Origin of the sequence: Variovorax restrictus (assembly GCF_051216715.1) — a bacterium.
Classification (GTDB): Bacteria; Pseudomonadota; Gammaproteobacteria; order Burkholderiales; family Burkholderiaceae_C; genus Variovorax.
The window spans coordinates 554,936-577,511 of sequence record NZ_JBPJZH010000001.1; the positions used below are offsets into that span (position 1 = coordinate 554,936).

21 protein-coding genes are annotated in these 22,576 nt (G+C 69.3%); 5 read left to right on the forward strand and 16 right to left on the reverse strand.

The genetic code is table 11. From position 1 onward, the window contains the following. Positions 1 to 5: 5 nt before the first annotated feature. The 5 genes from ACSFA0_RS02640 to ACSFA0_RS02660 all read left to right on the forward strand — a co-directional run bounded on the left by ACSFA0_RS02640 (position 6) and on the right by ACSFA0_RS02660 (position 5,563). Positions 6 to 263 (forward strand): hypothetical protein, encoded by a 258-nt coding sequence (locus ACSFA0_RS02640; protein WP_435448688.1) that lies wholly within the window; start codon positions 6 to 8, stop codon positions 261 to 263. 4 nt (positions 264 to 267) lie between these two features. After that, positions 268 to 753 carry a GNAT family N-acetyltransferase gene (locus ACSFA0_RS02645; protein WP_435448689.1) on the forward strand — a complete coding sequence of 162 codons (486 nt, stop codon included), beginning with the start codon at positions 268 to 270 and terminating at the stop codon, positions 751 to 753. 167 nt (positions 754 to 920) lie between these two features. Further along, entirely contained in the window at positions 921 to 3,416 is a 2,496-nt protein-coding gene (locus ACSFA0_RS02650; RefSeq protein ID WP_435448690.1) for a chemotaxis protein CheW, read from the forward strand. A gap of 48 nt (positions 3,417 to 3,464) precedes the next feature. Continuing rightward, a complete protein-coding gene (locus ACSFA0_RS02655) occupies positions 3,465 to 3,749 on the forward strand; it encodes a cupin domain-containing protein (protein WP_435448691.1) in 285 nt (94 codons plus the stop codon). Between the two features lie 170 nt (positions 3,750 to 3,919). Then, positions 3,920 to 5,563 (forward strand): histidine kinase famiy protein, encoded by a 1,644-nt coding sequence (locus ACSFA0_RS02660; protein ID WP_435448692.1) that lies wholly within the window; start codon positions 3,920 to 3,922, stop codon positions 5,561 to 5,563. Positions 5,564 to 5,605: 42 nt separating this feature from the next. On the opposite strand, the gene ACSFA0_RS02665 is transcribed toward ACSFA0_RS02660, so the two are convergent. The 16 genes from ACSFA0_RS02665 to ACSFA0_RS02740 all read right to left on the reverse strand — a co-directional run bounded on the left by ACSFA0_RS02665 (position 5,606) and on the right by ACSFA0_RS02740 (position 22,410). Then, positions 5,606 to 5,959 (reverse strand): Hsp20/alpha crystallin family protein, encoded by a 354-nt coding sequence (locus ACSFA0_RS02665; protein WP_435450878.1) that lies wholly within the window; start codon positions 5,957 to 5,959, stop codon positions 5,606 to 5,608. A 101-nt stretch (positions 5,960 to 6,060) separates the two neighbouring features. Continuing rightward, the gene (locus ACSFA0_RS02670) at positions 6,061 to 6,498 is read right to left on the reverse strand and encodes an Hsp20/alpha crystallin family protein (protein WP_435448693.1); all 438 of its coding nucleotides are present in this window, start codon (positions 6,496 to 6,498) and stop codon (positions 6,061 to 6,063) included. A gap of 117 nt (positions 6,499 to 6,615) precedes the next feature. After that, positions 6,616 to 8,016 carry an amidase family protein gene (locus ACSFA0_RS02675; protein WP_435448694.1) on the reverse strand — a complete coding sequence of 467 codons (1,401 nt, stop codon included), beginning with the start codon at positions 8,014 to 8,016 and terminating at the stop codon, positions 6,616 to 6,618. Between the two features lie 11 nt (positions 8,017 to 8,027). Then, on the reverse strand, positions 8,028 to 9,323 hold the full coding sequence (locus ACSFA0_RS02680; protein ID WP_435448695.1) for an aspartate aminotransferase family protein: 1,296 nt from the start codon (positions 9,321 to 9,323) through the stop codon (positions 8,028 to 8,030). Between the two features lie 14 nt (positions 9,324 to 9,337). Next, positions 9,338 to 10,390: a phosphotransferase gene (locus ACSFA0_RS02685; protein WP_435448696.1), complete on the reverse strand. Its 1,053-nt coding sequence runs from the start codon at positions 10,388 to 10,390 to the stop codon at positions 9,338 to 9,340. After that, a complete protein-coding gene (locus ACSFA0_RS02690) occupies positions 10,387 to 11,415 on the reverse strand; it encodes a histone deacetylase family protein (RefSeq protein ID WP_435448697.1) in 1,029 nt (342 codons plus the stop codon). Before ACSFA0_RS02690 ends, ACSFA0_RS02685 begins: the two co-directional genes overlap by 4 nt. Positions 11,416 to 11,435: 20 nt before the next feature. Further along, complete coding sequence (locus ACSFA0_RS02695; protein WP_435448698.1) at positions 11,436 to 12,152, reverse strand: GntR family transcriptional regulator; 717 nt, start codon at positions 12,150 to 12,152, stop codon at positions 11,436 to 11,438. 37 nt (positions 12,153 to 12,189) lie between these two features. Then, the gene (locus ACSFA0_RS02700) at positions 12,190 to 13,095 is read right to left on the reverse strand and encodes a DMT family transporter (RefSeq protein ID WP_435448699.1); all 906 of its coding nucleotides are present in this window, start codon (positions 13,093 to 13,095) and stop codon (positions 12,190 to 12,192) included. Between the two features lie 10 nt (positions 13,096 to 13,105). Next, positions 13,106 to 14,164, reverse strand: a complete 1,059-nt coding sequence (locus ACSFA0_RS02705) for a histone deacetylase family protein (protein WP_435448700.1) — start codon at positions 14,162 to 14,164, stop codon at positions 13,106 to 13,108. Then, positions 14,161 to 15,531, reverse strand: a complete 1,371-nt coding sequence (locus ACSFA0_RS02710) for an aminotransferase (RefSeq protein WP_435448701.1) — start codon at positions 15,529 to 15,531, stop codon at positions 14,161 to 14,163. Before ACSFA0_RS02710 ends, ACSFA0_RS02705 begins: the two co-directional genes overlap by 4 nt. A gap of 34 nt (positions 15,532 to 15,565) precedes the next feature. Then, positions 15,566 to 16,513 carry a 2-hydroxyacid dehydrogenase gene (locus ACSFA0_RS02715; protein ID WP_435448702.1) on the reverse strand — a complete coding sequence of 316 codons (948 nt, stop codon included), beginning with the start codon at positions 16,511 to 16,513 and terminating at the stop codon, positions 15,566 to 15,568. Between the two features lie 17 nt (positions 16,514 to 16,530). Further along, positions 16,531 to 18,180, reverse strand: a complete 1,650-nt coding sequence (locus ACSFA0_RS02720) for an ABC transporter ATP-binding protein (RefSeq protein ID WP_435448703.1) — start codon at positions 18,178 to 18,180, stop codon at positions 16,531 to 16,533. After that, positions 18,177 to 19,025: an ABC transporter permease gene (locus ACSFA0_RS02725; RefSeq protein WP_435448704.1), complete on the reverse strand. Its 849-nt coding sequence runs from the start codon at positions 19,023 to 19,025 to the stop codon at positions 18,177 to 18,179. The genes ACSFA0_RS02720 and ACSFA0_RS02725 overlap by 4 nt, the downstream gene beginning before the upstream one ends. Beyond that, positions 19,022 to 19,993, reverse strand: a complete 972-nt coding sequence (locus ACSFA0_RS02730) for an ABC transporter permease (RefSeq protein WP_435448705.1) — start codon at positions 19,991 to 19,993, stop codon at positions 19,022 to 19,024. The genes ACSFA0_RS02725 and ACSFA0_RS02730 overlap by 4 nt, the downstream gene beginning before the upstream one ends. Position 19,994: 1 nt before the next feature. Next, positions 19,995 to 21,563 (reverse strand): ABC transporter substrate-binding protein, encoded by a 1,569-nt coding sequence (locus ACSFA0_RS02735; protein ID WP_435448706.1) that lies wholly within the window; start codon positions 21,561 to 21,563, stop codon positions 19,995 to 19,997. A gap of 55 nt (positions 21,564 to 21,618) precedes the next feature. Continuing rightward, positions 21,619 to 22,410, reverse strand: a complete 792-nt coding sequence (locus tag ACSFA0_RS02740; protein WP_435448707.1) for a class II aldolase/adducin family protein — start codon at positions 22,408 to 22,410, stop codon at positions 21,619 to 21,621. Positions 22,411 to 22,576: the final 166 nt, after the last annotated feature.

Here is a 22,576-nt window from a genome sequence, read left to right on the forward strand (position 1 = left end):
CACCCATGAACTCCCCCTTGAGCGCCCGCGAACAAGACCAGAAGAAGATGGCGCTGTGCGAGCCGTGCACCGGCATCCAGCGCAACTGGCGTCGAGCCCCCGGCCACGCCGAGCTGGTGCAGGGCAATAACCGCAAGGAAGAACGCGAAGACGGCCGCTCGGTGACCGTCACCAGCTACCGCTGCGACCGTTGCGGCACCCGCTGGGAATACGAGAACGACAAGGCCAACCTGCATGCGGGGTGGTCGGTGACGGGGCGGTAGGCCGTTGGAAGACGCGCTTCGCATCCGCAGCTACCAGCCGGGCGACGCCCCCGCGCTGCGCCGCGTCTTCGCGTCGTCCGTCCACACCCTCGCGGCCCGCGACTATCGGCCCGAGCAGCTCGCCGCCTGGGCGCCGCACGACCACGACGCCGCACGGTGGGCCGAGCGCATGCAGCACATCCGGCCCTTCATCGCCGAACTGGGCGGCACGATTGCCGGCTTTGCCGACGTGCAGCCGTCCGGCCACATCGACATGTTCTTTGTCTCCGGCGATCACGCGGGTCGCGGTGTCGCGACGGCCCTGATGGCGCATCTGCATGCGGTGGCGCAGGCGCAGGGCATCGCCGCGCTGCATGCCAACGTGAGCCTGCGTGCGGAGCGCTTCTTCCTCGCCTCGGGTTTCGCGATCGAAGCGCGGCAGGAGATCGAGCGCGCTGGCGTCATCCTGCGCAATGCACGCATGCGCAAGGTACTGACGGCCGCGGCCTGAGCCCGCCGCAGGCCGCGAACTGAGGAGCAAAGCCCCCTCTGTTCCCCCCATGGGGAACGGCACCCGCGTCCTAGGATGAAATCTCCTTCATCCCGTCACGCGGTACGCCGACCCTTGGGCGCATCCGTCTTGCCCCTGCCATGTCCGGAACTGCCGATTTCAAAGGCGTGACGTTCTCTGCCGACGTCGCCTCGCTCGTCCCGCGCATGGCGCTGGTGAACGACCATCGCGAGTCGCTGCAGCGGCTGGAAGACACCTGGGACCAGCTCGGTCTGCTGGCGCAGATGACCGGCAGCGGCACGTCCATCGCCGCCACGGGCGCGAAGTTCCACGCCTTGACCGGCGTGCTGCTCGACGCCCTGGCCCAGCGCCTGCGCCAGGACGCCCTGCGCTCGGCGCGCGCCAAGGCACAGACCCTGGTCGACCTGCTGGTGCGCAACCTGTTCGAGCGCACCGCGGACGTGGGCTTTCTCGCGCTGGACCCTGCGCTCGTCGGCGCGGCCACGGCGGCCGAGATCGACGCGACGCAGGCCACCGCCCTGCACAACCATCTGCGTTCGTACCAGGCCAAGTACAGCGTGTACGACGACATCCTGCTGCTCGCGCCCGACGGCCGTGCCCGCGTGCGCCTGCGGCCGGACACCCTCACGCAGGCCGACGCCGATCTGGCCCAGGCGGCGTTGCGGAACGATGCGCCCTACCTCGAGCGCTTCGGCCCGACGCCGCTGCTCGGCGGTCAGGACGGCCTGCTCTTCTGCGCCCCGGTGCGCACCGCCGGCGGCCACGCCGCCGCGGTGCTGTGCCTGAGCTTCGCGCTGCAGAACGAGATGGCGTCGATCTTCTCGGCGCTCACCGCGGGCGACGAGGCTTCCGTGCTGCTTCTGCTCGACGCGCAGCGCAACGTGGTCGCCAGTTCCGATGTGCACCAGGTCGCGCTCGGCGTGGTGCTGCCGACGGCACGCGCCGGCGGCACCACCCTGCGCTTCGCAGGACGCGAGTACCTCACGGTGGAGGCCACCTCGAACGGCTACCAGGGCTACGTCGGCCTGGGCTGGGTCGGCTGTGTGCTGGTGCCGCTCGATGCCGCGTTCGACGGCAGCACGACGCCGATGTCGACGCCGAACCAAGACATCGCCGCCCGGCTGTCCGCCGGCAACCACCTGTTCGGCGAAGCGCTGCGCACGATCCCGGCCCAGGCCAAGGGCATTCAGCACGGCCTGGAGCGGCTGGTGTGGAACGGCCAGCTGCGCCTGCGCAAGGAAGACGGCGGCGACGTGTCCGGCACCGGCTTCGCGAACGTGCTGCTGGAGCGCGTCACCGACACGGGGCGTCGCATCAGCCGGGTCTTCGAAGCCGCGATCGCGCAACTGCAGCAGTCCGCCGAAGCCTCGGTGATCGACGAGGTGCGCGCCTGCGCGGCACTCGGCAGCGACATCCTGGACCGCAGCTTCTACGAGCGCGCGAACGACTGCCGGTGGTGGGCGCTCGACGAGACCCTGCGCACTGCTGCGCGCGAGCGCACGCCCGACGCCTGCGCCCGGGCCTCGAAGGTGCTCGCGCACATCAACGGCCTGTACACGGTGTACGCGCAGCTCCTGCTGCTCGACGAGCACGGCAAGGTGCTCGCCGCCTCACGCACGCCGCAGGCGGGCAGCGCGGCAACGCCCTGGATGTCGGCGGCCGCCCTGCTGCGTGACGAGAGCGCCTACGTGCGCGCGGCCTTCGGCCCCTCGCCCTTCTACGACGGTCGCGGCACCAGCATCTTCGCGGCGCATGCCCACACCGGCACGGGCCGGGGCGGGACCGTCGCGACCGTCTTCGACAGTGCCGTGCAGATGGCAGCCATGCTGCACGATGTGCTGCCGCGCGACGCGGCGGGCACACCGCTGCCCGGCGCCCTGGCGCTCTTTCTTACGCGCAACGGCACGGTGGTGGCCAGCACCGATGCGCGCTGGCAGGCCGGCGACGAAGCACCGCTGCGCGAGCGCTGCGCATCGCTGGCGCGGGGCGCGTCGAACGGCGCGCTTGTCGAACTCGACGGCGTGCTCTACGCGGCCGGCATCGCCATGACGGGCGGTTACCGCGAATACGACAGTGCCGGCAGCTGCGGACCCGACGACATGGCTTGCCTGGTGCTGTCGGCGCTGGGCGACGCGGCCGCTGGCGACACCGACGCCTGGCCCGCGCGCTTTGCGCCGACGCTGGACGTGCACGTGCCGGCGAAGGACGAGCGCACCGGCTTCGCGAGCGTGCGCATCGGCCCTCAGTGGCTCGGCCTCGCGACGACCCAGGTGATCGAAGCCATCGAGGCACCCGCCTCGGCCGCCAGCGAAGGGCGCGGCGGCATCGTCATCCACAACGACCGGGCGCTCGCGGTGATCGACCTGCATCGCCTCGGCCGCGACACCGGTGGCGCGACCGACCGCCGCCATGCCCTGCTCGTCGTCTGCGAAGACGCGAAACATCGCCGGGTTGCGCTGCGCGTGGACGAACTCGGCCCGGTCTTCGACCTGCCGCGCTCGGCCCTGCGCCCGCTGCCGCCGGGGCTCGATGCGCGCGACCCGCTGGCGACCGCGCTGGTGGACGGCGGTGACGGGCCGATGCTGACGGTCATCGACATCAACGGCCTGCATGCCATCGGGCGAGCCGCGGCGCGGGCGTGACAACGCCTGCGGGCGGCGTGCGGGCACGCGCCTTGCACAATCGCCCGCATGACCCGCCCCACCGCCATCCCCACCGTCCAGATCGACAACGACCGCGTCACCGTCACCGAATGGCGCTTTCCGCCTGGCGCCGAAACCGGCTGGCACCGCCACGGCATGGACTACGTCGTGGTGCCGATGACCACCGGCACGCTGCTGCTGGAGACGCCCGAGGGCGAGGTGCGCAGCCCCCTGACGGCCGGGCTGTCCTACACCCGCCTGACCGGCGTGGAACACAACGTGGTCAATGCCAATGACCATGAATTCGTCTTCGTCGAAATCGAACTCAAGTAGCCGGTTGCGCACCGGCGCCTGCCAGCGATGCAAGCCGCTGCCGCCTGCGGCCTGACTGGCCGGGGGCGGGCGCGACCGCGAGGCGTTGCCTGACGCGCCGCCCGGCGGCTTCGACTTAGCCTGACAGCATCTCCTCGACGACGGCCCCGCTCTGCAGGCCGCGCTTTTCGATGTCCCAGCCAGAAAAACCACGCATCCGCGATTCGACGCCCCCCGAAGTCTCCGTCGAGGCGTCGGGCCATGACGCCATCGCCAGTCACCGCAACGACATCTTCTTCGCAGCCATCGAAACCACCCGCATGCCGATGCTGGTGACCGATCCGCGCCAGGAGGACAACCCCATCATCTTCGCCAACCGGGCCTTCCTGTCGATGTCCGGCTACCGCAACGACGAGATCCTCGGTCACAACTGCCGCTTCCTGCAGGGGCCGGGTACGTCGCGGGCGGCGGTGAAAGAGATCGCCGAGGCGGTGGCCGACCGTCGCGAGATCTCGATCGAGCTCCTGAACTACCGCAAGGACGGTTCGTCGTTCTGGAACGCGCTCTATGTCTCGCCGGTCTTCAACGAAGACAAGGAGGTGGTGTACTACTTCGCTTCGCAGCTCGACGTCAGCCGTCGGCGCGACGCCGAGGAGGCGCTGGGGCAAGCCCAGAAGATGGAAGCGCTGGGCCAGCTCACCGGCGGCATCTCGCACGACTTCAACAACCTGCTGCAGGTCATGTCGGGCCACCTCGACATCCTCGAACTGAAGTCGCGGCGTGGCGAGGTCGACATGCAGGCCGTCACCCGGGGCATCGAGAACATCCGCAGTGCCGTGTCGAAAGCCGCGACGCTGACCCAGCAATTGCTGGCCTTCTCGCGCAAGCAACGGCTGGAAGGCCGGCCGCTCAATCTCAACAGCGTGGCCGAAGGCGTGCTCGAGCTGGCCCACCGCACCCTCGGCAACGGCGTCGAGGTGCGGCTCGAGCTGCAGCGCGACCTGGCCAACTGCCAGCTCGACCCCACGCAGCTGGAGATGTCGCTCCTCAACGTGCTGGTGAATGCGCGCGACGCCATGCCGGAGGGCGGCCAGATCACCATCCGTACCGAGAACCTCACCGTCTCGCCCGACGACCTTTCGGCGGCTTCCGGCCTGCCGCCGGGCGCTTATGTCGCGATCTCGGTGGCCGACAACGGCACCGGCATCCCGCCGGAGATCGTCGGCCGGGTCATGGACCCGTTCTTCACCACCAAGGACGAAGGCAAGGGCACCGGGCTCGGGCTGTCGATGGTGTACGGCTTCGCCAAGCAGTCGGGCGGCACGGTCGACATCCAGTCGGCGCCCGGCGTCGGCACCACGATCCGCCTGTGCTTTCCCGTCACGCGCAACGTGTTCCGTTCGACCACCGAATTCACCCGCCGCGCGAGCGATCGAGGTGGCGACGAAACCGTGCTGGTGGTGGACGACCGGGTGGAGGTCGCCAACCTCTCGCGCGACATGCTCGAAGGCCTGGGCTACCGCGTGATGACCGCCAACAGCGGTCGCGAGGCGGTCGACCTGGTCGACGCGCTGGGCGATCAGCCGCCGCCTTCGCTGCTGTTCTCCGACCTGATCATGCCGGGCGGCATGAACGGCTATGCGCTGGCGCGCGAACTGCGCCGCCGCCTGCCGGGCCTCAAGGTGCTGCTCACCACCGGCTTCGCCGGCTCGGCCGACGGCAAGAACTCCGACGAGGGCGTCGAGTTCGAGGTGATCAAGAAGCCCTACCGCCTGGCCGACCTGGCGCGGCGCGTGCGCATGGTGCTCGACGGGCCGACCGGCAACAGCATGTAGCCGCCACGGCGCACCGCTATGGCAGTGCGCCGTGTCGCCGGTTCAGGCCACCTTCACTTCGACCCGGCGCGGCTGCGCATGCTGCGCCTTCGGGATGCGCAGCCGCAGAACGCCCTGCGCGAACTCAGCCGAGACCTGCTCGGTGTCGAGCTCCTTGCTCAGCGTGAAGACGCGGCGAAAGCGCGCGAGGCCCACCTCGGTGTGGCTCGACTGCAGGCCTTCGGGCGAGGGCAGCGCCGACTCGGCTTCGATGGTCAGCGTGTCGGCCTCGACGTTGAGCTGCAGCTTCTCGCGCGACACGCCCGGCAGGTCGGCATAGAGCGTGATGCCGCCGCCGTCCTCGATGACGTCGACCGGCGGCGTCAGCGCAGCGTCGCTGTAGCGCGAGCGCTGCAGGGCGTGCTGCGCGGCCGGCGTGGTCGACGCGCCGCGGGTGGTGGCGGGTGTTTGCTGAGTGTTCACGATGCACTCCTTTCTTGCGGTGTCGATGGTTGCTGTCACTGAATGGCGATGCGCCGCGGCTGGGCCGACGCGCGGCGCTGGATGCTGATGTGCAGCACGCCGTCGCGGTACCGGGCGTCGACCGCGTCCGGGTCGGCGTCGTCGGGCAGCGTGAGCACGCGGCGGAAGCTGCCCTCGAAGCGCTCGTTGATGTGGACGGCGGCCTTGTCTTCGGGCTTCGGCAGGTCGGCCTGGCGCTCGCCGGCGATGGTGAGCAGGCCGCGTTCGAGGTTCACCTCCAGCTTGGCCGGGTCGACGCCCGGCGCGAAGGCGAACACCTCGATGGACTGCGGCGTGCCGCCGACGTTGATGGCCGGGAAGCCGTTGCGGCCGATGCCGCGGATGGTGGGCGACAGATCGAAGGCCTGCTGCATGTCGCGCTGCAGGCGATCGAGTTCGGCGAACATGTCGCGCGGAAAAAACGATCGAACCATGGCGATAACCTCCATTGATGCGTTGAATCGACGGAGGCGCCGGAGGCGTGTCCAGCGCATCCGAGGGCCTACATAAGGCAGGCCCGCACGACTTCAAGAGCGGAGATTTCGCTTTTTCTAAGCGGCAGGATCGATCGGCATCGGCGGCGTTCCACGCGCCTCGATGGCCTCGCCGGCCGCCAGCAGCAGGTCTTCACGGAAGCGCCCCGCCACCAGCTGCACGCCGACCGGGCGCGTGCCGACCATGCCGGTGGAAACGACCAGCGACGGCAGCCCGGTGAGCGGCAGGCCGATCATCGGGGCCTGCGCGGCCCACACCCGCGCGTAGGCGTCCGGCCCCTGCAGGTCGAGGTCCGACGCGAAGGGCAGTTCGGCGCTCGCCGGCATCAGCAGCACCGGGTAGCGCGTGGTGAATGCCTGCCAGGCACGCGCCAGCGCGGCCCGGCGGATGAGCGCCTTCGACAGGTCCGGCGCGCCCGCCGCGCCGACGAGGCCGGCCTGGCCAGCGAGCGCCGCGATGGCACCGGCATCGCCTTCCTGCTGTGCGGCCGCGACCATCGCGTCGTAGCCGTCGCCCATCCACAGCACGATCTGCGTGGCGCAGGCGTCCTGCAGCGGCGGCACGTCGTCGAGTTCTTTCACCTGCCAGCCAGCGTCTCGCAGGCGCTCGGCGGCGTCATTGAGGGCCGCCGCGACGTCGGGCGACGTGTCGAGCCCGTCGGGCCGCACGCACAGGCCCACGGTGCGCGGCGTGTCGGGGCCGACGAGCGGCGCCGGCACCCACCACGGGTCGCGGTCGTCGGCGCCGGACATGGCGGCCAGGCCCAGGCGAAGGTCGCCGATGGTGCGCGCGATCGGCCCCGACACGGCGGTGATCTGGCCGCCGATGTTGCGCTCCGGCCCCGACGCATTGAAGGCCGCGACGCGGCCCAGCGACGGCCGCAGTCCATGCACGCCGCAGGCATACGCCGGATAGCGGATCGAGCCCGCGATGTCGGTGCCGTGCGCGAGGTGGCCGATGCCGGCCGCGATGGCCGAGGCCGCGCCACCGGACGAGCCACCCGGTGTGAGCGATGCATCGCGCGGGTTGACCGTGCGGCCGTGCAGCCGGTTCTCGGTGAACCAGCGGTAGCTGAAGGCCGGCGTGTTGGTGCGGCCGACGATCACCGCGCCGGCCTTGAGGAAGTTGTCGACCACCGGGCTGTTCGTCGCCGCGATGCGGTCCTTCTGCAGCGTCACGCCGTTGGTGGTCGCGAAGCCGGCCTGGTCGATGTTCACCTTCACTGTGATCGGCACGCCGGCCAGCGGCCCGCAGTCTTTGCCGCGTGCCAGTGCGGCATCGATCGCGTCGGCGCGCTGCAGCACCTCGTCGGGCCGCCAGTCGACCACGGCGTTGAGCCGCAGATTGACCGCGTCGAGCCGCGCCAGGGCGGCTTGCGCGGCTTCGACGGCGGAGAATTTGCGTTGCGCGATTTGCTGCGCAACGTCGGAGGCAGAGAGGCGCCAGATGTCGGTCATGGTTGGGGTGTTTACAACGTGGCGAGCACGCTGTCCAGCGTCTCGACCAACAGGTCGGCGTTGGCTTCAGAGAACACCAGCGGCGGGCGGATCTTCAGCGTGTTGCCCTGCTCGCCCGTGGCGCTGAACAGCACGCCGCGCTCGCGCATCGCGTTGACGATGCGCGCGGTCTCGGCCGTCGCCGGCGTGCGCGCCTGGCGGTCGGTCACCATCTCGACGCCGACGAAGAAGCCGGCGCCGCGCACATCGCCGATGAGCGGATGGCGCTCTGCCAACTGCCCGAGCCGACCACGCAGGTAGGCACCCACGCGCTGCGCATTCGCGACCAGGCCTTCGCGCTCGATCACGTCGAGCACCGCCATGCCGGCCGCCATCGACACCGGGTTGCCGCCGAAGGTGTTGAAGTAGCGGCATTCGCGGCCGAAGGCGGCCAGCACTGCGGGCTGGATGGCGATGCCTGCCAGCGGGTGGCCCGCGCCGAGCGGCTTGCCCATGGTCACGATGTCGGGCACCACGCCGTGGCGCTGGAAGCCCCACATCGCATCGCCGGTGCGGCCGAGCCCGGCCTGCACCTCGTCGGCGATGAAGACGCCGCCGGCCCCGCGCACCGCTTCTACCGCTTCCTGAAGAAAGCCGGGCGGGTCGGTGAAGATGCCGTCGCTGGAGAAGGACGTGTCGACCAGCAGCGCGGCCGGGCGCAGGCCTTTGGCCTGCACGTCCGCGATGGCCTCACGCACGCCGGCCGCGAAGGCGCGACCCATGTCGGACGGCGCGATGCGGTAGCTGTCGGGCGCAGGCACGGTGCGCACGTTGTCGCCGAGCCGGACGAACTTGCCGAGCGAGGGCGAGGCCACGGCGATGGCCGAGGTCACGCCGTGGTATGCGAAGCGCGTGACGATCAGCCCTTCGGCCTTCGTGTGCGAACGCGCGATGCGCATCGCCAGGTCGTTCGCCTCGCTGCCGGTGCAGGTGAACATCGCATGCGCGAGTTCGCCGGGCATGGTGGCGAGCAGGCGCTCGGCGTAGTCGAGCACGCCTTCGTGCAGGTAGCGCGTGTGCGTGTTGAGGATGCTGGCCTGCCGCGCGATGGCCTCGACCACGTGCGGGTGGCAGTGGCCGACCGATGCGACGTTGTTGTAGGCGTCGAGGTAGCGCCTGCCGTCGGCGTCGTGCAGCCACACGCCTTCGCCGCGCACCGGGTGCAGCGGTGTTTCGTAGAACAGGCGGTAGGCCGGGCCGAGCACGCGGGCGCGGCGTTCCATCAGGGCCTGGGTCTGAGGCTGGATCTGGGCGGGGATCGAGGACATCGGATGCTTTCGGATCAGGGGCCGCAGGCGCTGCGGAAGGCCTGCGTCGCTGCAGCGTGGCCGACGCGCTCGCACGCCTGCAGCCGCGCCCACGACAGCGGGTTGTTGCGCAGCAGGTAGGCCGCGTTCTCCGGGTAGCGCGCGGCGCGCCAGCCGCTGATGGCAACGACCATCACCAGCCGGGCGGTGATCAGCGTGAAGAGCAAGTCGAGCTCGGTCGCCGACAGCGGCCGCACCGCGTGGTACGCGGCGACGAAGGGCACGATGTGCGCCAACGGCTCGTCGTCGGTGCCGATCTGGTAGGCCGCGGCCACGGCCAGGTCGTCGATGCACGGTGCCCGCACCATGTCGCCGAAGTCGAGGATGGCGGCGATGCGGTCGGTGTCCTGCGGGTCGACCAGCACGTTGTAGATGTTGAAGTCGTTGTGGATCGGCTGCGCTGGCAGCGTGCGCAGCAACGGCTGGGCCGTGTGCTCGAAGCGGTCGAGCGCCTCTGTGGCGAGCGCGCGGCGTTCGGCGTCGACGATGTGCGCGAGCAGACCGCGCACGCTCTCGGCGCGCTGCAGGTCCCACGGCAATGGCAGGTCGCCGGCGGGGTGGTCGAAGCCGGCCAGCGCCACGTCGAGCCGCGCCAGCATGCGCGCCAGATTCTGCTGCTGCAGCGGCGTGCGCGGTGCGTCGGGCAGCGGCAGGCCGGGGAGGTAGGTGAAGACACGTGCAACGCGGGGCAAGCCGTCACCCGGGTCGACCACGATCGAAGGCGCGCCATCGCGTGTCGGCACGATGCGCTGCACCGGCAGCGTCGGGTCGGCCTTGGCGAGATGCAGCAAGGCCTGCGTCTGGAAGTCGGCAACCAGCGCGGTCTCGGCCGGGTGCGAGATCTTCAGCACAAAGCGCGCGCCGTCCGATGCGCGCGCCAGCCGGTAGTTGCGGTCGCGCTCGCCGGTCAGCGGCTTCATCTCGCCGGCGATGCCCCAGCGTTCCTGTGCGAGCGCACGAACCCAGTCGTCATCGAGTTCGGGCGAACCTTCGCTCAGCACCTGGGCGTCGTCGAATTCAGCGCTCATGCAGCGCTCTCGAATCCACGCAGCGCGCTCGCGATGTTCGGGCCGAGGTCGTCCGACAGGTAGCCGCCCTCCTGCACCAGCACGGTCGGCAGGCCCAGGCGCGCGATCTCGGCCAGCAACACTTCGAAGCCGGGCGTGGTGATCTTCATGCCCTTGTACGGGTCCTTCTCGTGCGCATCGAGGCCCAGCGCCACCACCACCGCACCCGGCGCGAAAGCGCGGATGCTGTCGCAGGCGTCGCGCAGCGCGGGCATGTAGCCGTCGATGTCGGTGCCCAGCGGCAGCGGCTTGTTGATGTTGTAGCCCAGGCCTTCGCCCTCGCCGCGCTCGTGGGCGTGGCCGACGAAGAAGGGCGTGAAGTGGCGCGGGTCGCCGTGAAGCGAAATCGTCAGCACGTCGCTGCGCCGGTAGAAGATGCCCTGCGTGCCGTTGCCGTGGTGCACGTCGATGTCGAGGATCGCCACGCGGTCGTGGACCCGGCGCATGTACTGCGCTGCGATCGCCACGTTGTTGAGGTAGCAGAAGCCGTTGGCCCGGTCGACATAGGCATGGTGGCCCGGCGGGCGGCACAGCGCGTAGGCGGCGCGTTCGCCGTCGAGCACCAGCTGCGCGGCATGCGTGGCCATGTTCGCCGACGCGGTGGCCGCAGCCCAGGTGTGCGGGCCGATCGAGCAGGCGGCGTCGCCCATGTGGAAGCCGGCCTGGCCGACCACGCTCTCGGGGTAGGTGCAGGGCTGGCCGGGGAAGGGGTGGATGTTGGGCATGACCTCGTCCGACGGGTCGTCCAGCAGCTGCCAGCGTGCGTGGGCCGTCTCCAGAAAGCGCAGGTACTCGGGCGTGTGGATGGCCGCGCGTGGCGCGGCGCCGAAGTCCTCGCCGGCGATGACCTCGTGCCCTTCGGCCTGCACCGCCTTCAGCAGGCGGAAGGCGCGCTCGGGCTGCTCGTTGCTGCGCTTGAGCTTGCCGCGCACCATGAAGAGCTGCGGGTCGTGGTCTTTGTGGGTGTCGGTGTAGACGACTTTCATCGCTGGGATCCTCGGGCGGTTCAGACAGTGGAAGGCGTCGGCGCGGCACCGTGCTGCTTCACGAAGAGCGCGCGCACGTTCTTCCACGCGTCCTCCAGGTGCACGCGCATGGCGGCCTTGGCGGCGTCGGCGTCGCGCTTCATCAGCGCGTCGACGATGGGGTAGTGCAGCGACGCGATGGTGGCCGGGTCCTGGTAGACGGCGTCGATGAGCGCGATGATCATCCGCAGCTCGGTCTGCGTGTTCTGGTAGATGCGGCGCAGGTGCGCGTTGCCCGACAGTTCGCAGATCAGCGTGTGCAGTTCGAGGTCGCTCGTGATGCGTTCGTCCTGCGCCTGCGTGGCGGCCTCGCGCACCATGGTGTCGACCAGCGCCTTGACGCGCGCCAGGCCGGCATCGTCGGCCCTTCGGCAGGCGAGCTCGATGGACGTGAGCTCGATGCTCAGGCGCACCTCGTACAGGTCGTCGATCTCCTGCACGCTGATCGTTCGCACCGCGAAGCCGTGGCGCGGTCGCGAGACCAGCACGCCCTGCCGCTCCAGCCGGCGCGCCGCCTCGCGCACCGGCGCGCGGCTGATGCCCATGCGGCGCGCGATCTCGGCCTCGACGATGCGGCTGCCCGGCGGCAGGTGGCCCTCGACGATGGCACGCGTGAGTTCGGCCTCGACCAGACCGACGAGGTCGGTCGATTCGACGGACTCGAAGAAGGTGGCGTCGGACGGTGTGGAGGGGGTCATGGATGTCTTGTCTCGGTGGAGCCTGCGGCCCTGCTCTTTATTCGATGGCCACGCGCGGCGGCGTCGATCGCGCGCGTGCGATGTACATGCCGGCGCACATGATCAACGCGATGCCGGCGATGGCCAGCGTGTCGGGCGGCCGGTGGAAGAAGAAGGAACTGATCAGCACCGCCAGCAGCAGCTGAAAGTAGTTGAGCGGTGCCAGCGTCGAGGCCTCGACGCGCGAGAACGCAGCGAGCAGCAGCCACTGCGCCGCACCGCTGCAGGCGCCGCCAGCCAGCAGCAGCAGCGCGTCGCCCACGGGCACATGCTCGGTCGGCCAGAAGAAGGGCGCCGGGATGGCGGTGACGATCAGGCAGACGATCGCCGTGTACGCGTACTGCACGGGGCTCGCCACGTGGCCCGCAAGGCGCCGCGTGAGCAGCTGGAAGATCGCGTAGCAGACGGCCGACACCGCCATCAACACCGTGCCCAGCAGCGGCAGGTTGCCGCCCGGCCGTACGATGAGCAGCATGCCGCCGAAGCCCACGAGCACCGCGACCCAGCGGCTGCGCCGCACCGTCTCGCCGAGCAGCCAGGGCGACAGCGCGACCATCAGCAGCGGCGCGGTGAAGTAGATGGCGGTGGCCTCGGCCAGCGGCATCCACAGCAGCGCCGTCATGAAGCAGGTGGCCACCGTCGCCAGCATCGCGCCGCGCAGCAGCAGCAGCGGCTTCTGCGGCGCGCGCCAGATGCGCAGGTCGCCGTGGTGCAGCAGCATCGCGAAGGCGATGCCGATCACCGCGAAGTAGCGCATCACGTTGACGAAGGGCGCCGAATAGAACTGCAGCATGTACTTGCAGAAGGCGTCGTACGACGCGAAGGCCACCAGCGCGCAGAAGAAGATCGCGACGCCGGCGCTTCGGGAGCCGGGCGGGCGCAACGAGGCGATGGCAGCACTCATTCCGCGGCGTTCATCGGGTGGACAGGAAGCCCTGCACGAACTGATCGAGCGCAGGCCCGATGGCCTCGACCATGTAGCCGCCTTCCTGCACCACCACCGTCGGCAATTTCAGCGCGCCGATGCGCTCGCCGAGCGCGCGGTAGGCGTCGAGGTCCAGCTTCAACACACTGATCGGGTCGTCCTTGTAGGTGTCGAAGCCCAGCGGCAGCACCAGCGCGCCCGGCGCGAAGTCACGCACCGCCGCCACGCCGCGGTCGACCGCGGCCAGGAACTCGCTATTGCCCGTGCCGTGCGCCAGCGGCAGGTTGAGGTTGAAGCCCTCGCCCTCGCCGACACCGCGCTCGTGGTCATAGCCCGTGAAGAACGGGTAGTAGCCGCTCGGGTCCGCGTGCGTCGACACGGTGAGCACGTCGCCGCGCGCGTAGAAGATGTTCTGCGTGCCGTCGCCGTGGTGCGCGTCGACATCGAACACCGCCACGCGGCCGTGCTGCGCACGCAGCCGCTGCGTCGCGATGGCGCTGTTGTTGATGTAGCAGAAGCCGCCCGCGCGGTCGCGGTGCGCGTGGTGGCCCGAGGGCCGGCACAGCGCGTAGGCCACGTCGTCGCCGGCCAGCACCGCATCGGCCGCGGCCACGGCGGTGTGCGCCGAGCGCAGGATCGAGCGCCAGGTGTGCGGCCCGAGCGGGCAGGACAGGTCGCTGACGTAGTAGCCGGTGCGCGCGATGAGCGACGGTGACGGGCACGGCGCGCGGTCGACGCCCGGCACGCCGTTGTAGTACGGCGAAAGATTCGGCAGCACCTCGATGCCCGGCTCCAGGCCGAAGACCTTCAGCTCGCGCCACTGCGCATAGGCCGTCTCGAGGTAGTCGAGGTAGTCGGTGCTGTGCACCGCTTCGAGCGGCGCGCGCCCCACGTCCGGCGGCGATGCCAGCGCGATGCCGCGGCCAGCCAGCGCGTCGCGCAGCGCATGCGCGCGGCTGGGCAGATCGGTCGGCTTGCAGATGCGGCCGACGCGCATGTACTGCTGCGGGTCGTGCAGCAGCTGGTCATCGGTGAAGAAGGCCTTCATGCGAAGGTCTCTTCGAAAATGGCCATGGCGCGATCGAAGCGCACGAAGAGTTCGTCCATCTCGGCCGACGTGGTGATGAGCGCCGGGCAGAAGGCGATGGAGTCGCCCATGGCGCGCACGATCAGGCCCTGCGCCAGCGCCAGTTCGGCCAGCCGCGCACCGGCCTTCTTCGCGGGGTCGAAGGACACGCGCTTCGCCGGGTCGGCGTACAGCTCGATGGCGGCGATCAGGCCCACGCCGCGCACCTCGCCGACGTACTTGCGGCCTTCGTAGCCATGCAGCGCCTTCTGGAACTGCGGCACCAGTGTCTTGACGTGCGCGAGGATGTTCTCGTCTTCGTAGACCTTGAGCGTCTCCAGCGCGATGGCGCAGGCGACCGGGTGGCCCGAGTAGGTGAAGCCGTGGCCGAAGGTGCCGATCTTGCCGCTGTTGGCGGCGATGGCCGCATGCACCTTCTCATTCACCATCACGGCCGAGATCGGCACGTAGCCCGACGACAGCGCCTTGGCGCTCGTCAGGATGTCGGGCTTAAGGCCGAAGGTGGTGGAGCCGAACATTTCGCCCGTGCGTCCGTAGCCGCAGATGACCTCGTCGGCGATCAGCAGCACGTCGTACTTGGCGAGCACCTTCTGCACCTTCTCGAAGTAGGTGGCCGGCGGCACGATCACGCCGCCCGCGCCCATCACCGGTTCGGCGATGAAGGCGCCCACGGTGTCGGGGCCTTCCTCGAGGATGCGCTTTTCCAGGTTGTCGGCCAGGCGGGTCGCGAAGTCTTCCTCGGTCTCGCCCGCTTCGGCATAGCGGAAGTGGTGCGGGCAGTCGACATGCAGGATGCGGTCGATCGGCAGGTCGAAGTCGCGGTGGTTCGTGATCAGGCCACTCAGGCTGGCGGCCACGACGGTGACGCCGTGGTACGCGTTCTTGCGCGCGATGATCTTCTTCTTGGCCGGCTTGCCGATGGCGTTGTGGTAGTACCAGACCAGCTTCACGGCCGAGTCGTTGGCCTCGGAGCCGCTGTTGGCGAAGAACACCTTCGACATCGGCACCGGGGCCAGCGCGATGAGCTTGTCGGCCAGCGCGATGGCGGCCGGGTTCGAGCGGCCGTTGAACGTGTGGTAGTACGGCAGCCCGTGCAGCGCGTCGCTGCCGGCCTTGGCCAGGCGTGCGTTGCTGAAGCCCAGCGACGCGCACCACAGGCCCGACATCGCCTCGAGGTAGCGGCGGCCCTGGTCGTCTTCCACGAAGATGCCGTCGCCGCGGGTGATGACCAGCGGGCCGACCTGCGGGTGCGTCGCCAGGTTGGTGAAGGGGTGCAGGTGCGACGCGACGTCGTGCGCGGCGTTCTCGGCGTGGGTGGTTGCGCTCATGGGGAGTCTCCTGGTGTGATCGGCGGATGGCGGCTCAGTAGCCGCGTTCCAGGTCGATCTGGTTGAGCGGACGCTGGCCTGTGCGGATGGCCGCGAGGTTGGCGAGCGTCTGCTGGGCGATGACGAGGCGGTCGGTGCGCGTCGCGATGTGTGGTGTGACGAGGATGGCCGGGTGGCCCCAGAACGGATGGTCCTTGGGCAGCGGCTCGACCGAGAAAGCGTCGAGCGTGGCGGCCGACAGCTGCCCGCTCGCGAGCGCTGGCAGCAAGTCCGCTTCGACCAGGTGGTCACCGCGGCCGACGTTGATGAGGTGCGCACCGCGCGGCAGTTTCGCGAACAGGTCGGCGTTGAGAAAGCCCTGCGTCTGCGGCGTCAGCGGCAGCAGGCACACCAGCGTGTCGCAACCCGACAGGAAGTCGTCGAGCTGGTCGACGCCGTGGAAGCCGACCACGCCATCGGGGAGGTCGCTCTTCGCGCTGCGGCTCCAGCCGCGCACCTGGTAGCCGATGGTCGCGAGCGCGTCGGCGCAGGCCAGGCCCAGCGTGCCGAGACCGGCGATGCCGACGCGGTGGCGCCGCGGCGAGACCACGGGCTGCTCTTCCCAGGCCGCGGCGTCGGAGCTCCTCACGTACGCCTTCATGCCACGGTGTTGCTGCACCACGGCCCAGCTCACATAGGCTTTCATGCCGGCCGCCATCGTGTCGTCGACGATGCGGCACAGCGGCAGGTGGCGCGGCAGTTCGGGGTCGGCCAGGATGTGGTCGACGCCGGCCGCCAGCGACTGCACCAGCTGCAGGTTCGGCAACTGTGCGAGCCGGCCGTGCGGCGGGAACCAGCAGACGGCGACGTCGATGTCTTCCAGTGGGCCGAGGTCGTCGCCCAGGCGCACGTCGATGCCCGGCTGCGCCGTCTCGAAGGCGTCGGCCAGGTACTGCATTTGGATCGCCGAACTCAGCAGCGCGACGACGGGGGGCTTGTTCATCTTCATGGTGTCGGAAGTCATGCCGCGAGGGCCGGTGCTTCGTCGGGCGACGACAGCCGCGGCACCGCCTCGATCAGCTTGCGCGTGTATTCGTGCTGCGGATCGCCCAGCACCTTGGCCGTCTCACCGTATTCGACCACCACGCCGCGTTGCATGACGGCGATGTGGTCGCACATCTGCCCGGCCACGCGCAGGTCGTGCGTGATGAAGACCATGGCGAGCTGGAATTCCTCGCGCACCTGCGCGAAGAGCTCCAGCACCTGCGCCTGCACCGACACGTCGAGGGCCGACACCGGCTCGTCGGCCACCAGCAACGACGGCTGCATCGCCAGGGCGCGGGCTATGCCGATGCGCTGGCGTTGCCCGCCCGAGAACTCGTGCGGGTAGCGGTCTGCCGCGTCGGCGCCCAGGCCCACCAGCTTGAGCAGCGCCATCGTGCGCGCCATCGCTTCGACCTTGCTCACGCCCTGCGCGATCGGCCCGCCCGCGATGGCCGCGCCCACGCGGTGGCGCGGGTTGAGCGAGGCGTACGGGTCCTGGAAGACCATCTGGATCTTGCCTTCGGCCGCCGCGCGGAAGTTGCCGCCTTGCGAAAGGTTGCGGCCATTGAAGAGGATGCGTCCGCTGTCGAAAGGCGCGAGCCCGACCAGGCAGCGGCCGACGCTCGACTTGCCCGAGCCGGATTCGCCCACCACGCCCAGCGTCTCGCCGCGCCGCAGGTCGAAGCTGATGTCCTTCGCGGCCTGCACAGTGCGGCCGCGCTTGAACAGGCCGTTGCCCGAGCGGTAGGTCTTGCACAGTGCCTGCACCTGCAGCACGTAGGGCGCGTCGCTGGTGGACGGGCCACGCGTGGCGGTGCCGTTCGGAATCGCGTCGATCAGCTTGCGCGTGTACGGATGCTGCGGCGCCTGCAGCACGTCGCGCGCCGGGCCGGCCTCGACGACCTTGCCGGTCTGCATCACCACGACGTGATCGGCGATCTCGGACACCACGCCGAAGTCGTGCGTGATGAAGAGCACCGCGGTGCCGCGGCGCTGCTGCAGCTCGCGCACCAGCTTCAGGATCTGCGCCTGCGTGGTCACGTCGAGAGCGGTGGTCGGCTCGTCGCAGATCAAGAGCACCGGCTCCAGGATGAGCGCGCAGGCGATCATCACGCGCTGGCGCTGGCCGCCCGACAGGCGGAAGGGGTAGGCGTCGATCAGCAGCTCGGGGTCGGGCAGGCCCACGTCGGCCAGGGCCGCGAGGATGCGTTGTCGCTTCTCCTCGGCCGGCACGTTCATGTGCGCGTCGAACACCTCGCCGATCTGCTCGCCGATGCGCATCACCGGGTTGAGCGCCGTCATCGGCTCCTGGAACACCATGCCGATGCGCCGGCCGCGCAGCTCGCGCATCTGCGGCTCGGTCAGCGTGAGCAGGTCGATGCCTTCGAAGAGGATCTTGCCGCCGACCGGCCGCACATGCGGCAGCGGCAGCAGGCCCATCACCGAATTGGCGATCATCGACTTGCCCGAGCCGGACTCGCCGACGACGCACAGCGTCTGGCCCGGCAGCACCGACAGCGATGCGCCTTCGACGGCCAGCGCGCGGTCGGCGCCGGCGGGCAGGCAGATGCTGAGGTCGACGACGTCGAGCACCGGTTGCACCGGCTTGATAGCGGTGACGCTCATTTGGTTCTCCCGTCGAGGCGCTGGTTCAAGCCGTCGTTCAGGCCTTCGCCCACGAGGTTGAGCGCCAGCACCGTCAGCACGATGGCCAGGCCCGGGAACAGCGCCATCCACCAGGCCTGGCGCAGCACGGTGCGCGCCGAGCCGACCATGTAGCCCCAGCTCATCTGGTTCGGGTCGCCCAGGCCGAGGAAGCTCAGGCTCGACTCCAGCAGGATCGCGGTGGCGATCATCAGCGAGGCCATCACGATGATGGGCGACATCGCGTTGGGCAGGATCTGCGTGAGGATGATGCGCGGCGTCGACTGGCCGGCCAGCAGCGCGGCCTGCACGAAGTCGCGCTGGCGCAGCGTGAGGAACTCGCTGCGCACCAGGCGCGCCACCGGCGGCCACGACACGATGGCGATGGCCGCGACGATGGAGCCCACCGACGGCTGGAAGATCGCCACCAGCACGATGGCCAGCGCGAAGCTCGGCACCGCCTGGAAGATCTCGGTGAAGCGCATCAGCGCCGCGTCGATCCAGCCGCCGAAGTAGCCGGCGATGGCGCCGAGCGTCACGCCGATGAGCAGCGCCACCACGGTCGACACCAGGCCGATCAGGAGCGAGATGCGCGCGCCGTGGATGACGCCCGAGAGGATGTCGCGACCGAGCGTGTCGGTGCCCAGCGCGAAGCCGGGTTCGGTCCACGGCCGCAGGAAGGGCTGCTGCACCATGCCCCACGGGTCGTTGGTGGCGATCCACGGGCCGAACAGCGCGATGAAGCCGACCAGCAGCAGCACCACCATGCCGGCCACGGCACCCTTGTTGCGGCGGAAGCGCCGCCAGAATGGACTGTTGAGGGTCATAGCTCGATGCGTGGGTCGACCAGCGTGTAGATCAGGTCGGTGATCAGGTTGAACAGCACGGCCATCGCCGCGGTCACCAGGAAGGAGCCGAGCAGCAGGCTGTAGTCGCGCTGCAGCAGCGCGTCGAACATGAGCCGGCCGATGCCGGGCCAGGCGAAAACGGTTTCGGTGAGCACGGCGCCGCCGATCATCCCGCCGGCCTGGATGCCGGCGAGCGTGACGACCGGCAGCAGCGCGTTGCGCAGCACATGCGCGCGCAGGATGCGCCCGGGCTTCACGCCCTTGGCGCGTGCCGTCTTCACGAAGTCCATCTGCGCGACTTCGAGCATCGCGGCGCGGGTCATGCGGGCGTACACCGCCATGTAGAAGAGCGCGAGCGTGAGGGCCGGCAGGAACAGGTGCTTGGCCACGTCCCACGCCAGCGCCAGGCCGGTGAAGCCCGAGCCGACGGTGCTGAAGCCGAAGCCCGGCAGCCATTCGAGCTGCACGGTGAAAACCAGCACCGCCATCAGCGCGAGCCAATAGAGCGGCGTGGCATAGAAGATGAGCGCCACCACGGTGATCGAGCTGTCGACCCAGGTGCCCGCCCGCCGCGCCGAGAGCGCGCCGAGCGTCACGCCGAAGAGCAGCGACAGCACGAACGCGCTGCCGGTGAGCAGCAGCGTCGCGGGCAGGCGCTCGAGGATGAGCGTGAGCACCGGCTGCTGCTGCCGGTGCGAGAAGCCCAGGTCGAGCTGCACCACCTTGCCGAGGTAGGTGGCGAGCTGCGTGGTGATCGGCTTGTCGAGCCCGAACTGCGCACGCAGCTGCGCGACGTACTGCGGGTCCGACGCGCCCGACTCCCCGGCCATCACCGACACCGGGTCGCCCGGCGCGGCGCGGACCAGCATGAAGTTGACGGTCGCGATCAGCAGGATCGCCACCAGGCCCTGCAGCACGCGGGCCAGCATGAACTGCGTGCGCTTCATGTCAGGCGATCGATGCGCCGCCGAGGCTGTCGTTCAGGCCGATGCCCGACGTGACGAGGTTCTGCAGCTTGGTGCGGTACAGCGTCGGGAAGTTGATCTCGTAGAGCCACGCGACCGGCACTTCGTCCAGCAGGATCTTCTGGACCTGCAGGTAGATGGCCTTGCGCTTCTCCGGGTCGGACTCCTTGGCGCCGGCGTCGAACAGCTCGTCGACCTTCGGGTTGGAATAGCCCTCGACGTTGTTGAAGGGCGAGCCCTTGGCGATGTTCGAGGTGGTGTAGTTGCGCGCCACGCCCAGCGCCGGGTCTCCGTACTGGTACACGAAGGTGAAGGCGAGGTCGTAGTCCCACTCGTTGAGCTTCTGGTTCCAGCCCGCGACGTCGGTGGCGGTCATCTCGATCTTCACGCCGGCCTGCAGCAGGTTCTGGCGCACGATCTCGGCCGTGCGGGCCCAGGTCTCGCCGTAGGGCAGCGGCAGCATGCGCAGCGTCTCGCCCTTGTAGCCGGCTTCGGCCAGCAGCTTCTTGGCGGTCTCGACGTTGCGCGGGTACTTGGCGACGTCGGTGCTGTAGAACTTGATGTTGCTGTTGAACGGGCCGGTCGCGGGCTTGGCGAAGCCCTGCCACGCCACCTTGCAGATCGCCTCGCGGTCGATCGCGAACATCAGCGCCTGGCGGAACTTGATGTTGTCCATCGGCGCCTTGCGGTTGTTGATCCACAGCCACGATTGCGGTGCGAAGAACTCCCAGCCCTTGGTCGTGACCGCGGCACCGGGCAGCTTGGCCAGGCGCTGGACGTCGAAGTACTCCACGGCGCCGCCGGGCACCAGGTCGACCTTGCCCGATTCGAAGGCCGCGGCGCGCGAGGCGGCGTCGGGAATGATGTGGAAGTACACGCTCTCGACCAGCGGCATGTCCTTGACGTGGTACTTGTCGTTGGCCACCAGCTGGATGTAGCTGCCCTTGACCCATTCCTTGAGCATGAACGGGCCCGTGCCGATCGGCTTGGCATTGGCCGGGTTCGTGAGGAAGTCGGTGCCTTCGTAGATGTGCTTGGGCACCATCGGCATGCTGCCGACCTCGAAGATGCCGATGAACGGGCCGAAGGGGTACTTGAGCTTGAACTCGACGGTGTGCGCATCGAGTGCCTTGATGCTTTCGACGGCGGCCAGGTTGGCCCGCAGGCGCGCATGGGTCTTGCGCAGGAACACGTCGGCCGAGAACACCACGTCGTCGGCGGTGAAGGGCTTGCCGTCATGCCACAGCACGCCCTGCTTGAGCTTGAAGGTGAAGACCGTGCCTTCCTTGTTCTGCGTCCACGAGGTCGCCAGGCCCGGCAGCGGGGTGATCTTCTCGTCGTAGCGCAGCAGGCCTTCGTAGATGTTGCCGGCGATCATCTGCGTCGGGCCGTTCTGCGTGATGCCCAGCATCAGGCCAGGGGGTTCGGGCTGCACGACGGCGTTGATGATGCCGCCCTTCTTGCCGGCCGCCAGAACGTGCAGCGGCACGCCAGCGATCGAGAAACCGGCAGCGGCAGCGACACCCGCCTGAATGAGATTGCGTCTTTTCATGGGGAAGGACTCCTGGGGCTCGTGGAAGGATGAGGGAAGGGGAAAGAGGGCGCGCTCAGTCGCGGAAGGACGTGACCGGGGAGGGCGCGATGCGTTCGAGCATGGCGCGCCATTCGCGGGCGTTCGGGTCGGGGTCGCCGGCCTCGCGCGTGCTGTCGCCGCTCTCGTACTGCTGCGCCGTGCGCTCGCAGACCTCGGGCGGCACGGGATGGATCGCTTGGCCGGTGGAGGCGATCGCCAGTTGCACGCGGCAGGCGCGTTCGAGGTTCAGCATCAGGATGAAGGCCTCGGAAACGGTGCGGCCCAGCGTCATCAGGCCGTGGTTGCGCAGGATCATGGCGCGCGACGTGGGCCCCAGGTCGGCGATGAGGCGGTCGCGCTCCTCGTGGTCGAGCGCGATGCCTTCGAAGTCGTGATAGACCACGCGGTTGTAGAACTGCAGCGCCCACTGGTTGCACGGTTGCAGCCCGCCGGCCAGCGAGGACACGCCGACACCGGCCACGGTGTGGGTGTGCAGCACGCAGGCCGCGTCGTGGCGGGCCGAATGCACCGCGCTGTGGATGGTGAAACCGGCCGGGTTCACGTCGTAGGGCGAGTCGTCGAGGATGCGGCCGTCGAGGTCGATCTTCACAAGCGACGACGCCGTGATGTCGCGGAACAGCATGCCGAAGGGGTTGATGAGGAACTGGCCCTCTGTGCCCGGCACCCGCGCGGAAATGTGCGTGTAGATGCTGTCGTCCATGCCGTAGTACGCGACAAGGCGGTACGCGGCAGCCAGGTCTTCGCGCACCTGGCGCTCGGCGGCGGAGATGTCGGTCTTTCGGGGACCTACGGATTGGAGATGCATGTCGGTCCTTTGCACGCCGTCTGCCTGCAGGGTCCACGACCGGGATGGCCTGAGGAACCGAGTTGTAACCTGTCGACAGTCAACGTTTGACAGTTGTCATGCAAATTGCGGGCCAGGTGTGATAGGGGGAACCCGCCCGCAAACGGTGCAAAAATCCCTCGCGGGG